Here is a 13,978-nt window from a genome sequence, read left to right as displayed (position 1 = left end):
GCACGGCCGACAGAGGATGATGCGGCCAATGGCCGTCAACTACCCGCCTCCAGTGGCTAGTGTTCTGTCCCGCAAATAGATGCCAAAAATAAAACCGATGGATTTCGCGCCAGGGCAAGGCGCAAACCGCAGCGATAGCCGTAGCTATCGCGAGGATTTGCAACGCTGCCCTGGCGTGAAAGACGCGGTTTTATTGGCATTTATTTGCGGAACAGGACACTAGACTGCCGCACTATTGATAGTTCACAGCGAAGGACGCACAGTGCACGGCAGAAACAATGCCCCGATGGATGGCCGACTTCATGCGGCCCTGGAAGCCAGGGACTGGGACGTGCTTGCGCGGCTGTGCAAGCAGAGACTGCGCAAGAACGCGCGTGACTTGCATGCCACCAGGTTGCTGGGCTATGCGCTCGACTGCCTTGGCAAGACCGAAGAGTCGATCGAAGTCTACCGCCGGGGAGCGCTGCTATGGCCTCAGGACGCAGAACTCCTGATCAACTATGGCAATATCCTCCTCAACCATGTCCGCAACGGAGAGGCACTGCCCATTCTGGAGAGAGTTTGCGAGCTAAGACCTGACAGGGCCATTTGTTGGCTCAAGCTGGCGCAATGCTGCTACCTGATGACCCAGCATGAGAATGGTCTGAAGGCCGCGGAAAAAGCCCTGGAACTGGCTACGGACATCCATGAACGGTCTGCGGCACTCACGCAGAAGGCTATCCACCGCAGGGAGCTGGGGCAGGTCCGCGAGGCGGTGCAGGATTGTCAGGACGCCATTGCGCTGACCCCCGGGGAACCGTCCAACCACACCAACAGGCTCCTTTTCATGCTTGCCGACCCTACCGCTGACGCGGCGGATCTGTCGCAAGCCGCGCGTGAGTACGCGGCCGTTTTCGAGCCGCCCCTCAAACCTGGATGGCCGGACTTCAGCGACCGACGGGGCGATCCATGGAAAAAACTGCGCATCGGATTCCTGTCACCGGATTTCCGGATCCATTCCGTCATGTATTTCGTGGAGGGCCTCCTCGCCCAACTGGACCGGCGCCAGTTTGAAGTGTTTGCTCTGTACCTTTTCCCGCGCGATGACTATGTCACCGAGCGGGTCCAGAACCATGTGGACCACTTTGTCCGGTTGGCAGGCCTCAGCCCCGAACAACAGGCGCGGGCCATCCGAGACCAGGGCATCGATATCCTGGTCGACCTGGCAGGGCACACAGGCTACAACGGGCTGCTGGCGATGGCGCACAAAGCAGCCCCCATCCAGGTATCGTGGCTTGGATTTCCAGCCACCACCGGCCTGGACGCCGTGGACTACAAGTTCACCGACGAAGTCACCGATCCGCCAGATGCCGCAGACCAGTACACGGAACAACTGTACCGGCTACCGGTGTTCTTCACCTGCTACCGACCAATGAGCCGCAACCCATTGTGGCGATACCAGCCACGCTACGTGGTGCGATCAACGCCGGCGCTGGAGAATGGGTTCGTCACTTTTGGCTCATGCAACAACCTGGGCAAGCTCACGGACGAGGTCCTGGCCCTGTGGGGAGAAATCCTGAAGGCCGTTCCAGGTTCTCGCCTTCTGGTCGAAGGCAAGAACCTGGACAAACCCGAATTCGCGGCGGCCTACCGGTCACGCTGCGAGGGGCTGGGCCTAGCACCCCACCAATTGGATCTGGTCGCATTGAATGGCGACAACCAGTACCTGACCTACCACCGCATCGATATTGCGCTGGACCCTTTCCCATTGACAGGCGGAACCACCACGTTCGACGCCTTGTGGATGGGGCTTCCCGTCGTTTCCATGATAGGAAAAAGCTTCAAGAGCCGAATGGGGGTGGGCATGCTCACGCACCTGGGCCGTACAGAATGGCTGGCCGAGACCCGGGACGACTACGTGCAGACGGCGACAGCGCTGGCCAATGACATTGAGGCACTCAATGCGCTGCGCCTGTCCGGCAGGCCGCGGCTGGAACAGTCGCCACTGATGCGCGAAGACATCTACAGCCACCACTTCGGAGAGGGGCTTCGCGCGATGTGGATCCAGTGGCTGGCCCAGAACCATGCCCCGGCATCGCCGCAGGCGCAGCAGGAGGCCATTGGAGCCTGGCTGCCGCAAATGCCAGAGGAATGGGCTCAGCCAGCGGCGCCCGGGGTGGGCTTGGCCCCTGGTCACCGTGTCAGCCTGCAGGACGCCTACCAGCGCCTCCAGGCGATGCTGGACAGGGCCAAGGGCGAGGGGCCTGTCGCCGAAACGACGGACGGGCAGATTCAGAGTCGCCGCTGGGCGGATGTGACCAGGATGGCAGAGAGCATTCTCGACTCGGTCCCCCACGATCCCGTCGCGCTCACTTGCCTGGCCGAAGTGGAACTGGCGCATGGCCACCACGATTTTGCCGTGACCTATCTGCGCTACGCCACTGAATCGCTGCAAAGCCGGGGTTGACCCCGTTAGCGGCCTGCGTTTACAGGGCTGGAGAACCCGAAAGTCCTACTCCACGATCGCATAGCTGACATGCGGTTCATAGGTGAACCGCTGAATCCGCAACTTCGGCAACCCCAGCGTTTCCATGACTGCCTTGGTTTCTCCAGGCCAGGTACGGTTGTTCAATTCGTCAAACACGATCACTGCGCCTTTGGGCATGCGCGGCACGAAATGTTCGATGCAGACCTTCGTGGGCTCGTACAGGTCCAGGTCCAGATGCAGCAGGGAGACAACCGTTTGCGGCTCGCGCTCCAGGTACGCGGGCACCGTTTTGGCCACATCGCCAGCGACCAGCTCCACTTTCTGTATGTGTCCGATGAACCGGTTCGCATCGAAGAGGGCGACGGTTTCGTGCAGATCGTCCAGGCTGTCCGCCTTGTACCCCCCTGTGCGGCGCTCCGATGTCTTGATGACGGCGTGCTCGTCCTCTGTTGACACCGACTCGAACCCGCTGAACGTATCGAAGCCGACCACCCGACGCTGCAGGTTTACGGGTTCGAGGATCGCACTCAGCTGCGCAAATGTCATGAGTCCCCCACCCCAGTTCACGCCACACTCCATCACGTCGCCCTGCACGTGAAGCGCCATCCTGAATATTTCGCTCAGGCACAAGAAGCGAGCCAGGGACTGGCGCGGCACGTAACAGGCAAAATTTTCGAGCTTCTCGACTTGGCTGCCACGCGCATTGACAAACAGCGTCTCGAGGTCCCCGCGATAGTTCACCTCTCGCGACGTGCTTCTGCCGGCTTGCCGGTAGCGTGACGGATCCTGTATCTGAGTCATGGGTTGGTCGCTCCTTGCATCTCCTGAGCCCTTCGCGCAGCACTGTCGTGCCCTGGGTAGTCCACGTAGAAAATGTTGGTTCTGTCCCCTGTGGGGAACTTCTGGCGCCGGTAATCTGCATCGGCCAGGTCGGTGATCCGCAATTGTGCGGTCCAGCGGATCTGATCGCTCAGGTTGGGTGTGCTGCGATGCAGCAGCATCTGCTTGAACACCACGATGTCACCACGCTGTGCCTCGATGGTGACGGGGTCTTCCGTCACTTCATCTGCCAGGCTGAGGTCCCGCTGCAGCATCGGCACATAGGGAGCAATGACCTTGTTGCTGATGCGCTTGAAAGGGGCCAGTCCACGCTTGTGGCTGCCTGCGATCACCTGGATCGTTCCCCTGTGCAGGTTGACATCCTGCAAAGGCACCCACACGGTCACTGCATTCACGGAGCCCAGCAGATACACGGAGTCCTGATGCCATGCAAACAGGTGCCTGGAGTCGTGGGGCTTGTCCAGCCGCATATTGCAGCAGCCCATCAGGTCAGGGTGCTGCAGGCCAATCCCCCGACACATGCGGCGAATGGCAGGGCTGCCGGACATGCATGACAGCGCAGGCAGGTACTTGAGGCGGTCATAGAGCATTGATTGCTGCTCCGCACTCATCGTGTGACCGGACAGCTTCACGGAACTGAAGCTCGGCCCAACGACCAAGCACCCCAGTTCATCCAGTTGCGCCTGCAGGGAGTCCAGCTCCCCTTGCGCCCAGAAGTCGCGGAGCACCACATAGCCGTTCGTTTCAAAAAATTCCTGGGTGTCCATGATCACGCTCCTTGTGCATCAATCAGAACGGCGGCGCAGAAACCCTTGCGGAGCGACCGTGACCTGAAGCTGCTGTTGCATTGTCGAATCCACCTCGAACTCGGGATGCGCGGACAGCCACTGGCGTACCGCCGTCTTGGGATTGTTGCCCACATCCCAGGGCCTGTCGGCAAAGAAGTGTGGCGGCATGTCCTCTACAAAGGTATCGAACACCACGCAGTAGCTGCCCGGGGTCACCAGCGGCGCATAGGCGTCCAGCTCGCACAGTACATGCTCGTGCGTGTGCATGGAGTCAAGGCACACCATGACCCGCTGGTAGCCCTTGGCAAAGGCACGCACCTGCTCGACCACCTCGGGGGCAATGGCAGAGCCTTGGATCATCTCGATTCGGCTGGCCATGGGATGCGCCTCAATGGCAGCACGGTTGTGGGACCGGATGTCAATATCGACACCGAGCACCTTGCGGCGCGAAACACGCGGATCCAGCGTGGTACCCGCCTCGATGGCATCACTCAAGTCAAGCAGGGCCAGCAGCGAGGCACTGAGCACCAGCGAGCCGCCGTGGGCGATGCCTGTCTCGACAATGAGGTCCGGCCGCACGCGCCACACCAGCTCCTGCATGGCCACCATGTCCTGCGGGTACTGGATGATGGGGCGCCCCATCCAGTCGAAGTTGTAGACATACTGCCGGCGCATGGACTCCTGCAGCCATTGCTGCGACAGCGCCTTGAAGGGGGCATCCGTGCCGTAAGCCTGCAGGCGGGTCTGCCGCTCTTGGTTGAATTGCTCTGAGGGGGTCATGGGGATGGCCTTACTTGATTAACAAACCTTGGCCCGTGGGCATCTCGAGCACACGGTAACCGTACTTGGCAAACCAGGGGTCTTCGGCCAACTTCTGCGCACGGTAGGCCAACCAACCGTAATCGTCCAGGATCAGGACGGCGCCCGGAACCATGCGCTCAAAAAGAATCTCCAGGGCACCAACCTCCGCATCGGCATTGTTCATATCCAGATGCATGAAGGCGATTTTCTGCGGTGCGACTTCTGCCAGCACCTCGGGCACCTTGCCCTGCGTGACGGTGACATTGTTGAATCCCGAAAAACGCTCCTTCACCTGCGCATACAGCTGTTTGCTGTGCTCAGGCATGGCATGGTGAGGCAGGGTAGGGTCGTGATCGAACAGGTCGTACAGGTAGTAATGGCGGTCCGAGCGGCTTGCGAAATCCACCGCATCGCACACGATGCGGGCTGTGGTGCCCTTATAGCAGGCGCACTCCACAAAGTCGCCCTCCAGACGCAAACCATTGCGCACACCCCACAGCACAGTGGAAATACGCCAGAGAACCGCCTTCTCGATCTCGGTGCTCACATGGGCTTCAAACGCCCGCATCAAGGGCTCGTCTTCCAGGAACCCCAGATTGCGGTGGTAGGTGAAAAGATTGTCGCCCGCGTAGATCCCGCTTTGGCCACTGATTCCATTGATCGACTGCTGGATGCCCTGGATAAAGCCCGGCATGTCGCTCAGTCCAAAAAAAGCTGTACTCAAATGATTCTTCATAGATAACTTCCTGCTATGTTTTGTCACCCCAGACCGGTCTGGCTACCACCCCAAATTCTTCATGCAGGCGCGCCACGCTGATGGGCGCAAACCGCTGCAAGGGTGCTCCCTCCTGCACTTCGAAAGAGCTTCCGTAGCGATCACCCAGCCATTGGAGCCACTGGCCATGGGTAGTCTGCTTGCCACTGGCGATGTTGTAGGTCACGGACCTGCCGCTCAGCGCAATACGTGGCAGCCAGTGGACCACGTCGTCAACGTGAATGTAGTCCTTGGCGCTGTCCAGGTGGCTGCGCAGCAGCATCGCGCCCTGTTGCGCCTGGCGCACAAGGTCCGCCACGAGGTTGCCCGAATGCGCATCCATCCCCGGCCCTACCACATTCGACAGACGCGCCACGCGCACGCCAGAGCGCCCGCTGGCATGACACAGGGATTCGCCGGTCAGCTTGGACAGGTTGTACAAATAGGAGGGGTCGCCAGGCACAACGCTCAGCGGGGCATCCTCATCGGTCCTCGCTGCACCCATGTAGACCCGCGTGGACGACAGGTACAGCAGCGAATCGAACTGCGCACGCCGGAGCACGTCGGCCAGCAGCCCGACATGGGCCTCTATCGTGTCAAAGGGTCGCGTTCGGAAATCCGCCGTCAGGCCCACGCAGTACAGGACATGGCCCAGCGGCTGGCTGAATACCTCCGCATCGCCCCTGGCTGGCGCCCGGACGGGGTGCCCCTGGCCCCTGAGGTACGCCACAAGGCGGCTGCCGATGTAGCCAGATGCGCCCAGCACCGTGAAGCCCGTCATCTGCGCTCCCTCACCGGCTGGAGAGGCTGCCCTGCATACACGGTGTATGCCAACAGTTCTCCCCGCACGATGGATCCGGCGCCCACGACACAGCCTTGGCGCAGCACAGCCCCGTCCAGCAATACGCAGTTGGCACCGATCCAGACATCGTCCTCGATCACGATGCCGCTCTTGCTCGGCAGAAAGCCCTGCTCGCGGATCAGGCGCCCGCGTTCGGCATAGGCATGGTTGACCGGCGCGAAGGTGCAATTGGCGGCAATGGCGACATGGTTGCCGATGCGGATGCCGTTGCCCGTGTACAGGACACAACCAGAGTTGATAACCACATGCTCGCCCACGACGAGATCACCAGCGCCCCCTGCGGGCTTGACCTTGACGAAACTGTCGATCACCGAATGTGCCCCCACCACGATGCGCGTGCCACGCACCGAGTCTTCGATGTCGGCCAGGTGCGACACCTTCGCAGTGGCATGGATGTCGATCACCCAAACACCTCCAACCGGGGCACCGCCACGGCAAACTGCCCGCCCCAGCCACCAACATAGTCTAGTTGCGCCGTCACCTCCTCGCGCAGATTCCAAGGCAACACCAGCACGCGGTCGGGGCGGTGCGCGCGCAGGTGCGCCTCATCCACCACCGGGATGCGGCTTCCGGGCAGGAACTGGCCTTGCTTGGCAGGATTGCGGTCCACCACATAGGGCAACAGATCGGCCCGCACGCCAGCGAAATTGAGCAAGGTATTGCCCTTGGCCGCCGCGCCATAGGCGCCGACCTTCAGGCCGCGCGCATGGCAGTCGAGCAGAAAGGCCAGCAGCTCGCGCTTGATGCGCAAGGCTTGCTCTTGTAGGCCCCCGTAGAACGCCGCCGAAGACACCCCGGCCGCCGTTTCACGGGCCAGCAGTTGGGCCACCCGGTCATGCACCTGCGCCGAGGCGTCACTGCGCTGCGCGAACACGCGCAGGCTGCCGCCGTGGGTGGGCAGCTCCTGCACATCGGTCACGGTGAGACCATTGGCGGCAAAGATGCGCTGCACTGCAGTGAGCGAAAGGTACGAGAAATGCTCGTGGTACAGGGTGTCGAACTGGCACTGCTGAACCAGCTGCAGCAGGTGCGGAAACTCGAAGGTGGCCACCCCCTGCGGCTTGAGCAGCACGGCAAACCCCGCCACGAAGTCATTGATGTCGGGCACATGGGCCAACACGTTGTTGGCCACCGTGAGATCGGCGGCGCGCCCGTCGGCCACCAGCGTGCGGGCCAGCGCCACACCGAAAAACTGTTCCACGACGTCGATGCCGCGCGCCCGTGCTGCAGCTGCCGTGCTGGCCGTGGGCTCCACGCCCAGGCAGGGAATGCCGCGCCCGGCCACGTACTGCAGCAGGTAGCCATCGTTGGCGGCCACTTCCACCACCTGGCTGTGGGCGCCCAGCGACAGGCGCTGGACCATATCCTCCACATAGGCCTGTGCATGGGCCAGCCAGCTGCTGGAGAACGAGCTGAAGTACGCGTAGTCGGCATCGAACAAGGCATCGGCCGCCGCGAAGTCTTCGGTCTGCACCAGCCAGCAGTTCTCGCAGACCAGCACCCTGAGGGGATACCAGCGCTCGGGCGCATGCAGCGCGGGTTCGCGCAGGTAGGCGTTGGAAGGGGGCGCGGTACCCAGGTCTGCCAGGGGCAGGGTCACAGGAGAGGCGCAGTGGCGGCATTTCATCGGCAGAACTCGATCAGGTCAGCGCCAGCCCGGTGAAGGCCGACGCCAGGGAAGGGTGTTGGGCATCGCGCGTGGATCGCTCTGCCACGGGTAGCGGCCAGGCAATGGCAAGTCGCGGGTCGAGCGCATCGAGGCCGCCTTCCGAGGCGGGTGCATAGGGTGCCGAGTGCAGGTAGAGCATCTGGCAATCATCGACCAGCGCCTGGAAACCATGGGCGAAACCGGGCGGGATGAGCATGGCCCAATGGTTGGCGGCCGACAGCTCGCGTCCGAACCATTGCAGGAAGGTCGGGGAGCCAGCCCTCAGGTCCACCGCCACATCCCATACGGCGCCCCGCAGGCAACTGACCAGCTTGGCCTCGGCCGCCGGGGGGTGCTGGAAATGCAGGCCCCGCACGGTGCCACGCTGGGCCGTATGGGTGTGGTTGATCTGCGCAACTGGCCAGGTCCAGCCAGCGGGGGCCAGGTCTTCCGCGCAGAACATGCGCGCCAGGAAGCCCCGGCTGTCCGCCAGCGGCTGGCGCTGCACGGTCACCAGGCCCGCCAGGGGCGTGGGTTCCACGGCGAAGCGGCTCACAGGTCGGTCTCCTGCACGGCGCCGCAGGCCTGCTCATAGGCATCCAGGTCAGCCAGGCACAAGGCGCGCGCATCGGCGCCTGCGTGGTAGCCGCGGTACCAGGCCATGGTGCGGCCGACGGCCTCGGGCAGGGCCCAGCACGGGGTGATGCCCAGCAGGCTGCGCGCACGCGCCGTGTCCAGGGCAAGCAGCCCCGCTTCGTGCGGGTGCTTCGCGTCGCTCTCGTAGCGCACAGGCGCGGCGGGGTAAGCCGACCTCGCCATCTCGACCACACGCCCCACCGTGGCCGCCTCCTGTGGGGCCGGTCCGAAGTTGTAGGCGCCCGCGCGTGCAGGCTGCTCCCACAGCACCTGGGCCAGGCGCAGGTAGGCGGCCAGCGGCTCCAGCACATGCTGCCAGGGCCGCGTGGCATGGGGGCTGCGCAGCACCAGGGTCTGGCCGGCAGACCAGGCAGCCGCAGCGTCCGGCAAGAGGCGCTCGGGCGCCCAGTCGCCACCGCCGATCACATTGCCGGCGCGGGCAGTAGCCAAGGCCACCCCCTGTGCGGACAGAAAGGCGTCGCGGTAGCTGGCGGTCACGATCTCGGCGGCGGCCTTGCTGGCGCTGTAGGGGTCATGCCCTCCGAGCGCATCGTCTTCGCGGTAAGGGTAGACCCATTCGCGGTTGCGGTAGACCTTGTCGGTGGTCACGACCAGCGCCACCCGCACGCCAGGCAGGCCGCGCAGCGCATCGAGCACATGGGCCGTGCCCATGACGTTGGTGGCATAGGTATCGAGCGGCGCGGCATAGCTGGCGCGCACCAGGGCCTGGGCCGCCAGGTGCAGCACGATGTCGGGCCGTGCTGCCTGGATGAGGGCCGCCGTGGCGCCCGCATCGCGCACGTCGCAGGCATGGCTGTCCATGCCGCTCGCCACGCCAGCCAGCGCAAACAGGCTGGGCTCGGTGGCCGGCGGCAGGGCAATGCCTGTGACCTGCGCCCCCAGGCGCTGCAGCCACAGGGCCAGCCAGCTGCCCTTGAAGCCCGTGTGCCCCGTGAGCACCACCCGCTTGCCGCGCCAGAAATGGGGATCGGGCAAGGCCATGCGGCTCACCAGCACTTCCAGGGGGCTTGGCCGCCCTGCCAGAGCTCTTCGAGCAGGTTCTTCTCGCGCAGCGTGTCCATGGGCTGCCAGAAGCCATGGTGCTCGAACGCCATCAGCTCGCCATCGCGCGCCAGGCTCTCCATGGGCGCTGCCTCCCAGGGCGTGGCATCGCCATCGATGCGGTCCAGCACCTGGGGCGACAGCACGAAGAACCCGCCATTGATCCAGCCGCCATCGCCACGCGGCTTTTCGACAAAGCCCCGGACCCCTGCCCCCCGGCCATCGCCGTCGCGCACCAGCGCGCCATAGCGGCCGGGCGGCAGCACCGCCGTCACCGTGGCCAGCTTGCCATGCGCTGCATGGAATGCGAACTGCGCGGCCATGTCGAGGTCGGCCAAACCATCGCCATAGGTAAAGCAGAAGGGCTCATCGGCGCTAAGGTATTCGCGCACCCGCTTGAGGCGCCCGCCGGTCAGCGTGGACTCGCCGGTGTCCACCAGCGTCACGCGCCAGGGCTCGGCATGGCGGTGGTGCACTTCCATGCGGTTTTCGGCCATGTCGAAGGTCACGTCCGACATGTGCAGGAAATAGTTGGCGAAATATTCCTTGATGATGTAGCCCTTGTAGCCCAGGCAGATGATGAAGTCGTTGACGCCATGGGCGGCATAGGTCTTCATGATGTGCCACAGGATGGGCCGCCCGCCGATCTCGATCATGGGCTTGGGGCGCAGGTGCGACTCTTCGGAGATGCGGGTGCCGAGGCCCCCGGCCAGCAACACGGCCTTCATGGCCGGCGCACCAATGCTGCGCGGATATCCGCAAACGGGCCTGTCATCATATGTAGATCACCTGTGTCCATGGACTCTTGCCGAATCTGCCGTCTTAAAGCCCTACTATTGCGCAGCATAAACACTGCGCGCGTTTCCGAAATCGGGAAAACCGACGGAAAAACCACGCAACCCGCCCAACCGGGCGAAGAGAAGGGAGCTTTCCCGCTTGCTCGCGGGACTGGTTCGCGCACAATCAGATACAGTGAACTAGCGATACGGCCCGGTGCCGTGTTTCCACCTCAACCGCCCAGCCCTGCCTGGCGCCCGCCAAAACAAACTGAATCAGCATGTTCGTCATCATTGGCTACGTCGTCAGCATGGTCTGCATCTTCGGTGTGTACATCGTGCACGGCGGGAATATACAGGTGATCCTGAAGGCCCTGCCGTTCGAGCTCATCACCATCGGCGGCAGCGCCATGGGCGCCTTCGTAGTGAACAACCAGCCCAAGGTGCTCAAGGCCACGCTCAAGGCCGTTCCAGCCGCGCTCAAGGGATCCAAGTACACCAAGGCGCGCTACATGGAGCTGCTGGCCATGCTGTACGACATCCTGCAAAAGGCCCGCAAGGAAGGCCTGATGGCCATCGAAAAGGATGTGGAAGCCCCCCATGAGTCGGAAATCTTCAAGAAATACCCCACGGTGGGCAGTGACCACCATGTGATCGAGTTCACGACCGACTATCTGCGCATGATGGTCTCGGGCAACCTCAACTCCCACGAGATCGAGGCCCTGATGGACAACGAGATCGACACCCACCACCAGGAGGCCCACGCCCCGGTGGCGGCCATTGCCCGGCTGGCCGGCGCCCTGCCCGCCTTCGGCATCGTGGCCGCCGTGCTGGGGGTGGTGAACACCATGGGCTCGGTGGGGCAACCGCCCTCGGTGCTGGGCGGCATGATCGCCTCGGCGCTGGTGGGCACCTTCCTGGGGATCTTGCTGGCCTATGGCTTCGTGGAGCCCCTGGGCGGCCTGATGGAACAGAAGACCGAAGATGCCGCCAAGGAATTCCTGTGCATCAAGTCCACCCTGCTGGCCAGCATGCAGGGCTACAACCCTGCCACGGCCATCGAGTTTGGCCGCAAGGTGTTGTTCTCTACCGACAGGCCGACCTTCGCTGAGCTTGAAGGACATGTAAAAGGCAAGAAGTAAGCCCTCACCACCATGGCAGAAAAAAAGCTCCAGCCCATCATCATCAAGCGCGTAAAGAAGGGCGGCCATGCCGTTCACGGTGGCGCCTGGAAGATTGCCTATGCCGACTTCGTGACGGCGATGATGGCGTTCTTCCTGCTGATGTGGCTGCTGGGCTCCACCGCCAAGGGAGAGCTGCAGGGCATTTCCGCCTATTTCAGCTCCCCGCTCAAGGTGGCCATGACCGGCGGGGATGGCGCGGGCAACAGCTCCAGCGTGATCCCGGGCGGCGGCAACGATCTCTCGAAGGTGCACGGCCAGGTACGCCGCTCCGACTCCGACCCCGACAAGGACCGCCGCGCCAGCATCGACAACGCACGTGCCGAGCGCGCCAAGCAGGACCAGGAACGCATCAAGGCGCTGCAGGCCAAGATCGACGCCCTGATCACCGAGAACCCGCGCCTGAATGAGTACAAGTCGCAGATCCGCATCGATGTCACGCCCGACGGGCTGCAGATCCAGATCGTGGACGACCAGAACCGCCCCATGTTCGACAGCGGCAGTGCGCTGGTGAAACCCTATATGCGCGACATCCTGCGTGAAATCGGGGCCGCGCTGGGCGGGGTGGAAAACCGCATCAGCCTGGCGGGCCACACAGACGCCGTGCCCTATGGCAACAGCGAGCGCGGCTACAGCAACTGGGAGCTCTCGGCCGACCGGGCCAATGCCTCGCGCCGCGAGCTGGTGTCTGCCGGCATGCCCGACGCCAGGCTGGGCCGCGTGGTGGGATTGGCTGCCAGCGATCTGCTTGAGCCCACGAATCCACGCGCACCCGCCAATCGCCGTATTACCATCACGGTGCTGACCCGCGAGGCCGAAGAACGCCTCATGGGCAAGGGGACTCCTGCGGCGGCAAGCCCTCCTGCAGAGCTGCCGACGGAAAAGCGCGAAAATCCAACGCTTGGCGGGTGATCGTTACGACTTGTCACCAAACCTGCCACACTTGACAATACAACCAGCCTATTTCGACCGAAAGGGTCCCACGTGACCACAGCCCTTCGCTTCTTGATCGTTGACGACTTCTCCACCATGCGGCGCATCGTCCGCAATCTGCTCAAGGAGAGTGGATTTGCCGACGCAGACGAGGCCGAAGATGGCGTCGCCGCACTGAACAAACTGCGCAACAGCAAGTTTGACTTCGTGGTGACGGACATCAACATGCCCAACATGAACGGTTTCCAGCTCCTGGCGGAAATCAAGAAAGACGACAAGCTCAAACACCTTCCGGTGCTTATGGTGACCGCCGAAGCCCGCAAGGAAGACATCGTCGCGGCCGCCCAGGGCGGGGCAGCCGGCTACATCGTCAAGCCCTTCACCAAGGCCACTCTGGAAGAAAAGGTCCTGCTGATTCTCAAGAAGATGGGGCTGTGACGCCATGGAAACCCCTGACATCCCCCCTGGTGAACCCACGGCCGAGGTCCACCACAAGATCGGCCTGCTGACCCGCCAGCTGCACGATTCGCTCAACGAACTGGGCTACGCAGACAAGCTGCGCGGCTCCATGGGCGAGCTGCCCGACGCCCAGAGCCGCCTGTCCTACATCGCCCGCCTGACGGGCGAGGCCGCAGAAAAGGTGCTCACCCGGGTCGAACAGGCCAAGGCGCAGCATGATTTCATCGCCGCCGAGACACGCCGCGTAGTGGCCTCGCTGGTCAAAGACCCTGTGGCTGCCGTGGCCAAGGGCGAGATCATGAACTTCCTGTCCGACGTGGAGCGCGTCACCAAGGAAGCCGATACGCACCTGACCGAAATCATGATGGCGCAGGACTTCCACGACCTCACGGGCCAGGTGATTGCCCGGGTGGTCAACTTGGCGGCCACCATCGAGGAGCAACTGGTTCAGTTGCTGATCCAGACCGCCCCGCCCACCGCCAACGTGCCCGCCGCGCTGGTGGAGGTTCCGCGCGAGCACCTCGCCGGCCCCGTGGTGGACCCGGAAAACACCGCGGACATCGTGACCGACCAGTCCCAAGTGGACGACCTGCTGGCTAGCCTGGGTTTCTGACCCGATTTCTACCTGGGCCGCTCGGGTGGGTTGCGCCAGTGCAGGCGCACCGCTCGATGCCAGGATGTTTGCCGCCAGGCGCTGCACGCGGCATCTTTGCAACCGCTTGTTAGGGAAAAGGGGCCTGCAGCCGCCCTTTATCCGTCTTTAGATTTCCG

At 63.2% G+C, this 13,978-nt stretch carries 15 protein-coding genes; 5 read left to right on the top strand and 10 right to left on the bottom strand.

Annotated features, from left to right (window positions below; translation table 11 throughout):
• Positions 1 to 286: 286 nt before the first annotated feature.
• Positions 287 to 2,446: an acetylglucosamine transferase gene (locus QYL93_RS27035; protein ID WP_305746580.1), complete on the top strand. Its 2,160-nt coding sequence runs from the start codon at positions 287 to 289 to the stop codon at positions 2,444 to 2,446.
• A 45-nt stretch (positions 2,447 to 2,491) separates the two neighbouring features.
• Here the strand turns inward: QYL93_RS27035 and QYL93_RS27030 are convergent, their stop codons facing one another.
• From QYL93_RS27030 to rfbF, 10 genes are read right to left on the bottom strand one after another with little or no spacing between them, the layout of a single operon-like run.
• Positions 2,492 to 3,268, bottom strand: coding sequence for a TylF/MycF/NovP-related O-methyltransferase (locus tag QYL93_RS27030; RefSeq protein ID WP_305746579.1), 777 nt, complete (start codon positions 3,266 to 3,268; stop codon positions 2,492 to 2,494).
• The gene (locus QYL93_RS27025) at positions 3,265 to 4,074 is read right to left on the bottom strand and encodes a phytanoyl-CoA dioxygenase family protein (protein ID WP_305746578.1); all 810 of its coding nucleotides are present in this window, start codon (positions 4,072 to 4,074) and stop codon (positions 3,265 to 3,267) included. Before QYL93_RS27025 ends, QYL93_RS27030 begins: the two co-directional genes overlap by 4 nt.
• Before the next feature lie 18 nt (positions 4,075 to 4,092).
• Positions 4,093 to 4,875, bottom strand: a complete 783-nt coding sequence (locus QYL93_RS27020) for a cephalosporin hydroxylase family protein (RefSeq protein WP_305746577.1) — start codon at positions 4,873 to 4,875, stop codon at positions 4,093 to 4,095.
• Between the two features lie 10 nt (positions 4,876 to 4,885).
• Positions 4,886 to 5,632: a class I SAM-dependent methyltransferase gene (locus QYL93_RS27015; protein WP_305746576.1), complete on the bottom strand. Its 747-nt coding sequence runs from the start codon at positions 5,630 to 5,632 to the stop codon at positions 4,886 to 4,888.
• A 13-nt stretch (positions 5,633 to 5,645) separates the two neighbouring features.
• Positions 5,646 to 6,431, bottom strand: coding sequence for an NAD(P)-dependent oxidoreductase (locus QYL93_RS27010; protein WP_305746575.1), 786 nt, complete (start codon positions 6,429 to 6,431; stop codon positions 5,646 to 5,648).
• Positions 6,428 to 6,916 (bottom strand): DapH/DapD/GlmU-related protein, encoded by a 489-nt coding sequence (locus QYL93_RS27005; protein ID WP_305746574.1) that lies wholly within the window; start codon positions 6,914 to 6,916, stop codon positions 6,428 to 6,430. Before QYL93_RS27005 ends, QYL93_RS27010 begins: the two co-directional genes overlap by 4 nt.
• Positions 6,913 to 8,139: a class I SAM-dependent methyltransferase gene (locus QYL93_RS27000; protein ID WP_305746573.1), complete on the bottom strand. Its 1,227-nt coding sequence runs from the start codon at positions 8,137 to 8,139 to the stop codon at positions 6,913 to 6,915. The genes QYL93_RS27005 and QYL93_RS27000 overlap by 4 nt, the downstream gene beginning before the upstream one ends.
• A 13-nt stretch (positions 8,140 to 8,152) precedes the next feature.
• On the bottom strand, positions 8,153 to 8,716 hold the full coding sequence (locus QYL93_RS26995; RefSeq protein ID WP_305746572.1) for a dTDP-4-dehydrorhamnose 3,5-epimerase family protein: 564 nt from the start codon (positions 8,714 to 8,716) through the stop codon (positions 8,153 to 8,155).
• Positions 8,713 to 9,798 (bottom strand): CDP-glucose 4,6-dehydratase, encoded by a 1,086-nt coding sequence (gene rfbG, locus QYL93_RS26990; RefSeq protein WP_305746571.1) that lies wholly within the window; start codon positions 9,796 to 9,798, stop codon positions 8,713 to 8,715. The genes QYL93_RS26995 and rfbG overlap by 4 nt, the downstream gene beginning before the upstream one ends.
• A gap of 5 nt (positions 9,799 to 9,803) precedes the next feature.
• Positions 9,804 to 10,586 (bottom strand): glucose-1-phosphate cytidylyltransferase, encoded by a 783-nt coding sequence (gene rfbF, locus QYL93_RS26985; RefSeq protein ID WP_305746570.1) that lies wholly within the window; start codon positions 10,584 to 10,586, stop codon positions 9,804 to 9,806.
• 329 nt (positions 10,587 to 10,915) lie between these two features.
• On the opposite strand from rfbF, the gene motA reads away from it, so the two are divergent.
• The 4 genes from motA to QYL93_RS26965 all read left to right on the top strand — a co-directional run bounded on the left by motA (position 10,916) and on the right by QYL93_RS26965 (position 13,820).
• Positions 10,916 to 11,776, top strand: a complete 861-nt coding sequence (gene motA / locus QYL93_RS26980) for a flagellar motor stator protein MotA (RefSeq protein ID WP_057204096.1) — start codon at positions 10,916 to 10,918, stop codon at positions 11,774 to 11,776.
• 12 nt (positions 11,777 to 11,788) lie between these two features.
• On the top strand, positions 11,789 to 12,727 hold the full coding sequence (gene motB / locus QYL93_RS26975) for a flagellar motor protein MotB (protein WP_305746569.1): 939 nt from the start codon (positions 11,789 to 11,791) through the stop codon (positions 12,725 to 12,727).
• A 72-nt stretch (positions 12,728 to 12,799) separates the two neighbouring features.
• On the top strand, positions 12,800 to 13,186 hold the full coding sequence (gene cheY / locus QYL93_RS26970; protein WP_057204094.1) for a chemotaxis response regulator CheY: 387 nt from the start codon (positions 12,800 to 12,802) through the stop codon (positions 13,184 to 13,186).
• A 4-nt stretch (positions 13,187 to 13,190) separates the two neighbouring features.
• On the top strand, positions 13,191 to 13,820 hold the full coding sequence (locus QYL93_RS26965) for a protein phosphatase CheZ (protein ID WP_305746568.1): 630 nt from the start codon (positions 13,191 to 13,193) through the stop codon (positions 13,818 to 13,820).
• Positions 13,821 to 13,978 lie beyond the last annotated feature (158 nt).

It is taken from the genome of Acidovorax sp. A1169 (assembly GCF_030704685.1).
GTDB lineage: Bacteria > Pseudomonadota > Gammaproteobacteria > Burkholderiales > Burkholderiaceae_C > Acidovorax.
This window is presented reverse-complemented; position numbering and strand designations above follow the sequence as displayed.

Bases quoted from the DNA above. Each gene is read 5' to 3' on its own strand.
- QYL93_RS27035 (WP_305746580.1), top strand. From the start codon at position 287: ATGGATGGCCGACTTCATGCGGCCCTGGAAGCCAGGGACTGGGACGTG.
- QYL93_RS27030 (WP_305746579.1), bottom strand. From the start codon at position 3,268: ATGACTCAGATACAGGATCCGTCACGCTACCGGCAAGCCGGCAGAAGC.
- QYL93_RS27025 (WP_305746578.1), bottom strand. From the start codon at position 4,074: ATGGACACCCAGGAATTTTTTGAAACGAACGGCTATGTGGTGCTCCGC.
- QYL93_RS27020 (WP_305746577.1), bottom strand. From the start codon at position 4,875: ATGACCCCCTCAGAGCAATTCAACCAAGAGCGGCAGACCCGCCTGCAG.
- QYL93_RS27015 (WP_305746576.1), bottom strand. From the start codon at position 5,632: ATGAAGAATCATTTGAGTACAGCTTTTTTTGGACTGAGCGACATGCCG.
- QYL93_RS27010 (WP_305746575.1), bottom strand. From the start codon at position 6,431: ATGACGGGCTTCACGGTGCTGGGCGCATCTGGCTACATCGGCAGCCGC.
- QYL93_RS27000 (WP_305746573.1), bottom strand. From the start codon at position 8,139: ATGAAATGCCGCCACTGCGCCTCTCCTGTGACCCTGCCCCTGGCAGAC.
- rfbG (WP_305746571.1), bottom strand. From the start codon at position 9,798: ATGGCCTTGCCCGATCCCCATTTCTGGCGCGGCAAGCGGGTGGTGCTC.
- rfbF (WP_305746570.1), bottom strand. From the start codon at position 10,586: ATGAAGGCCGTGTTGCTGGCCGGGGGCCTCGGCACCCGCATCTCCGAA.
- motA (WP_057204096.1), top strand. From the start codon at position 10,916: ATGTTCGTCATCATTGGCTACGTCGTCAGCATGGTCTGCATCTTCGGT.
- motB (WP_305746569.1), top strand. From the start codon at position 11,789: ATGGCAGAAAAAAAGCTCCAGCCCATCATCATCAAGCGCGTAAAGAAG.
- QYL93_RS26965 (WP_305746568.1), top strand. From the start codon at position 13,191: ATGGAAACCCCTGACATCCCCCCTGGTGAACCCACGGCCGAGGTCCAC.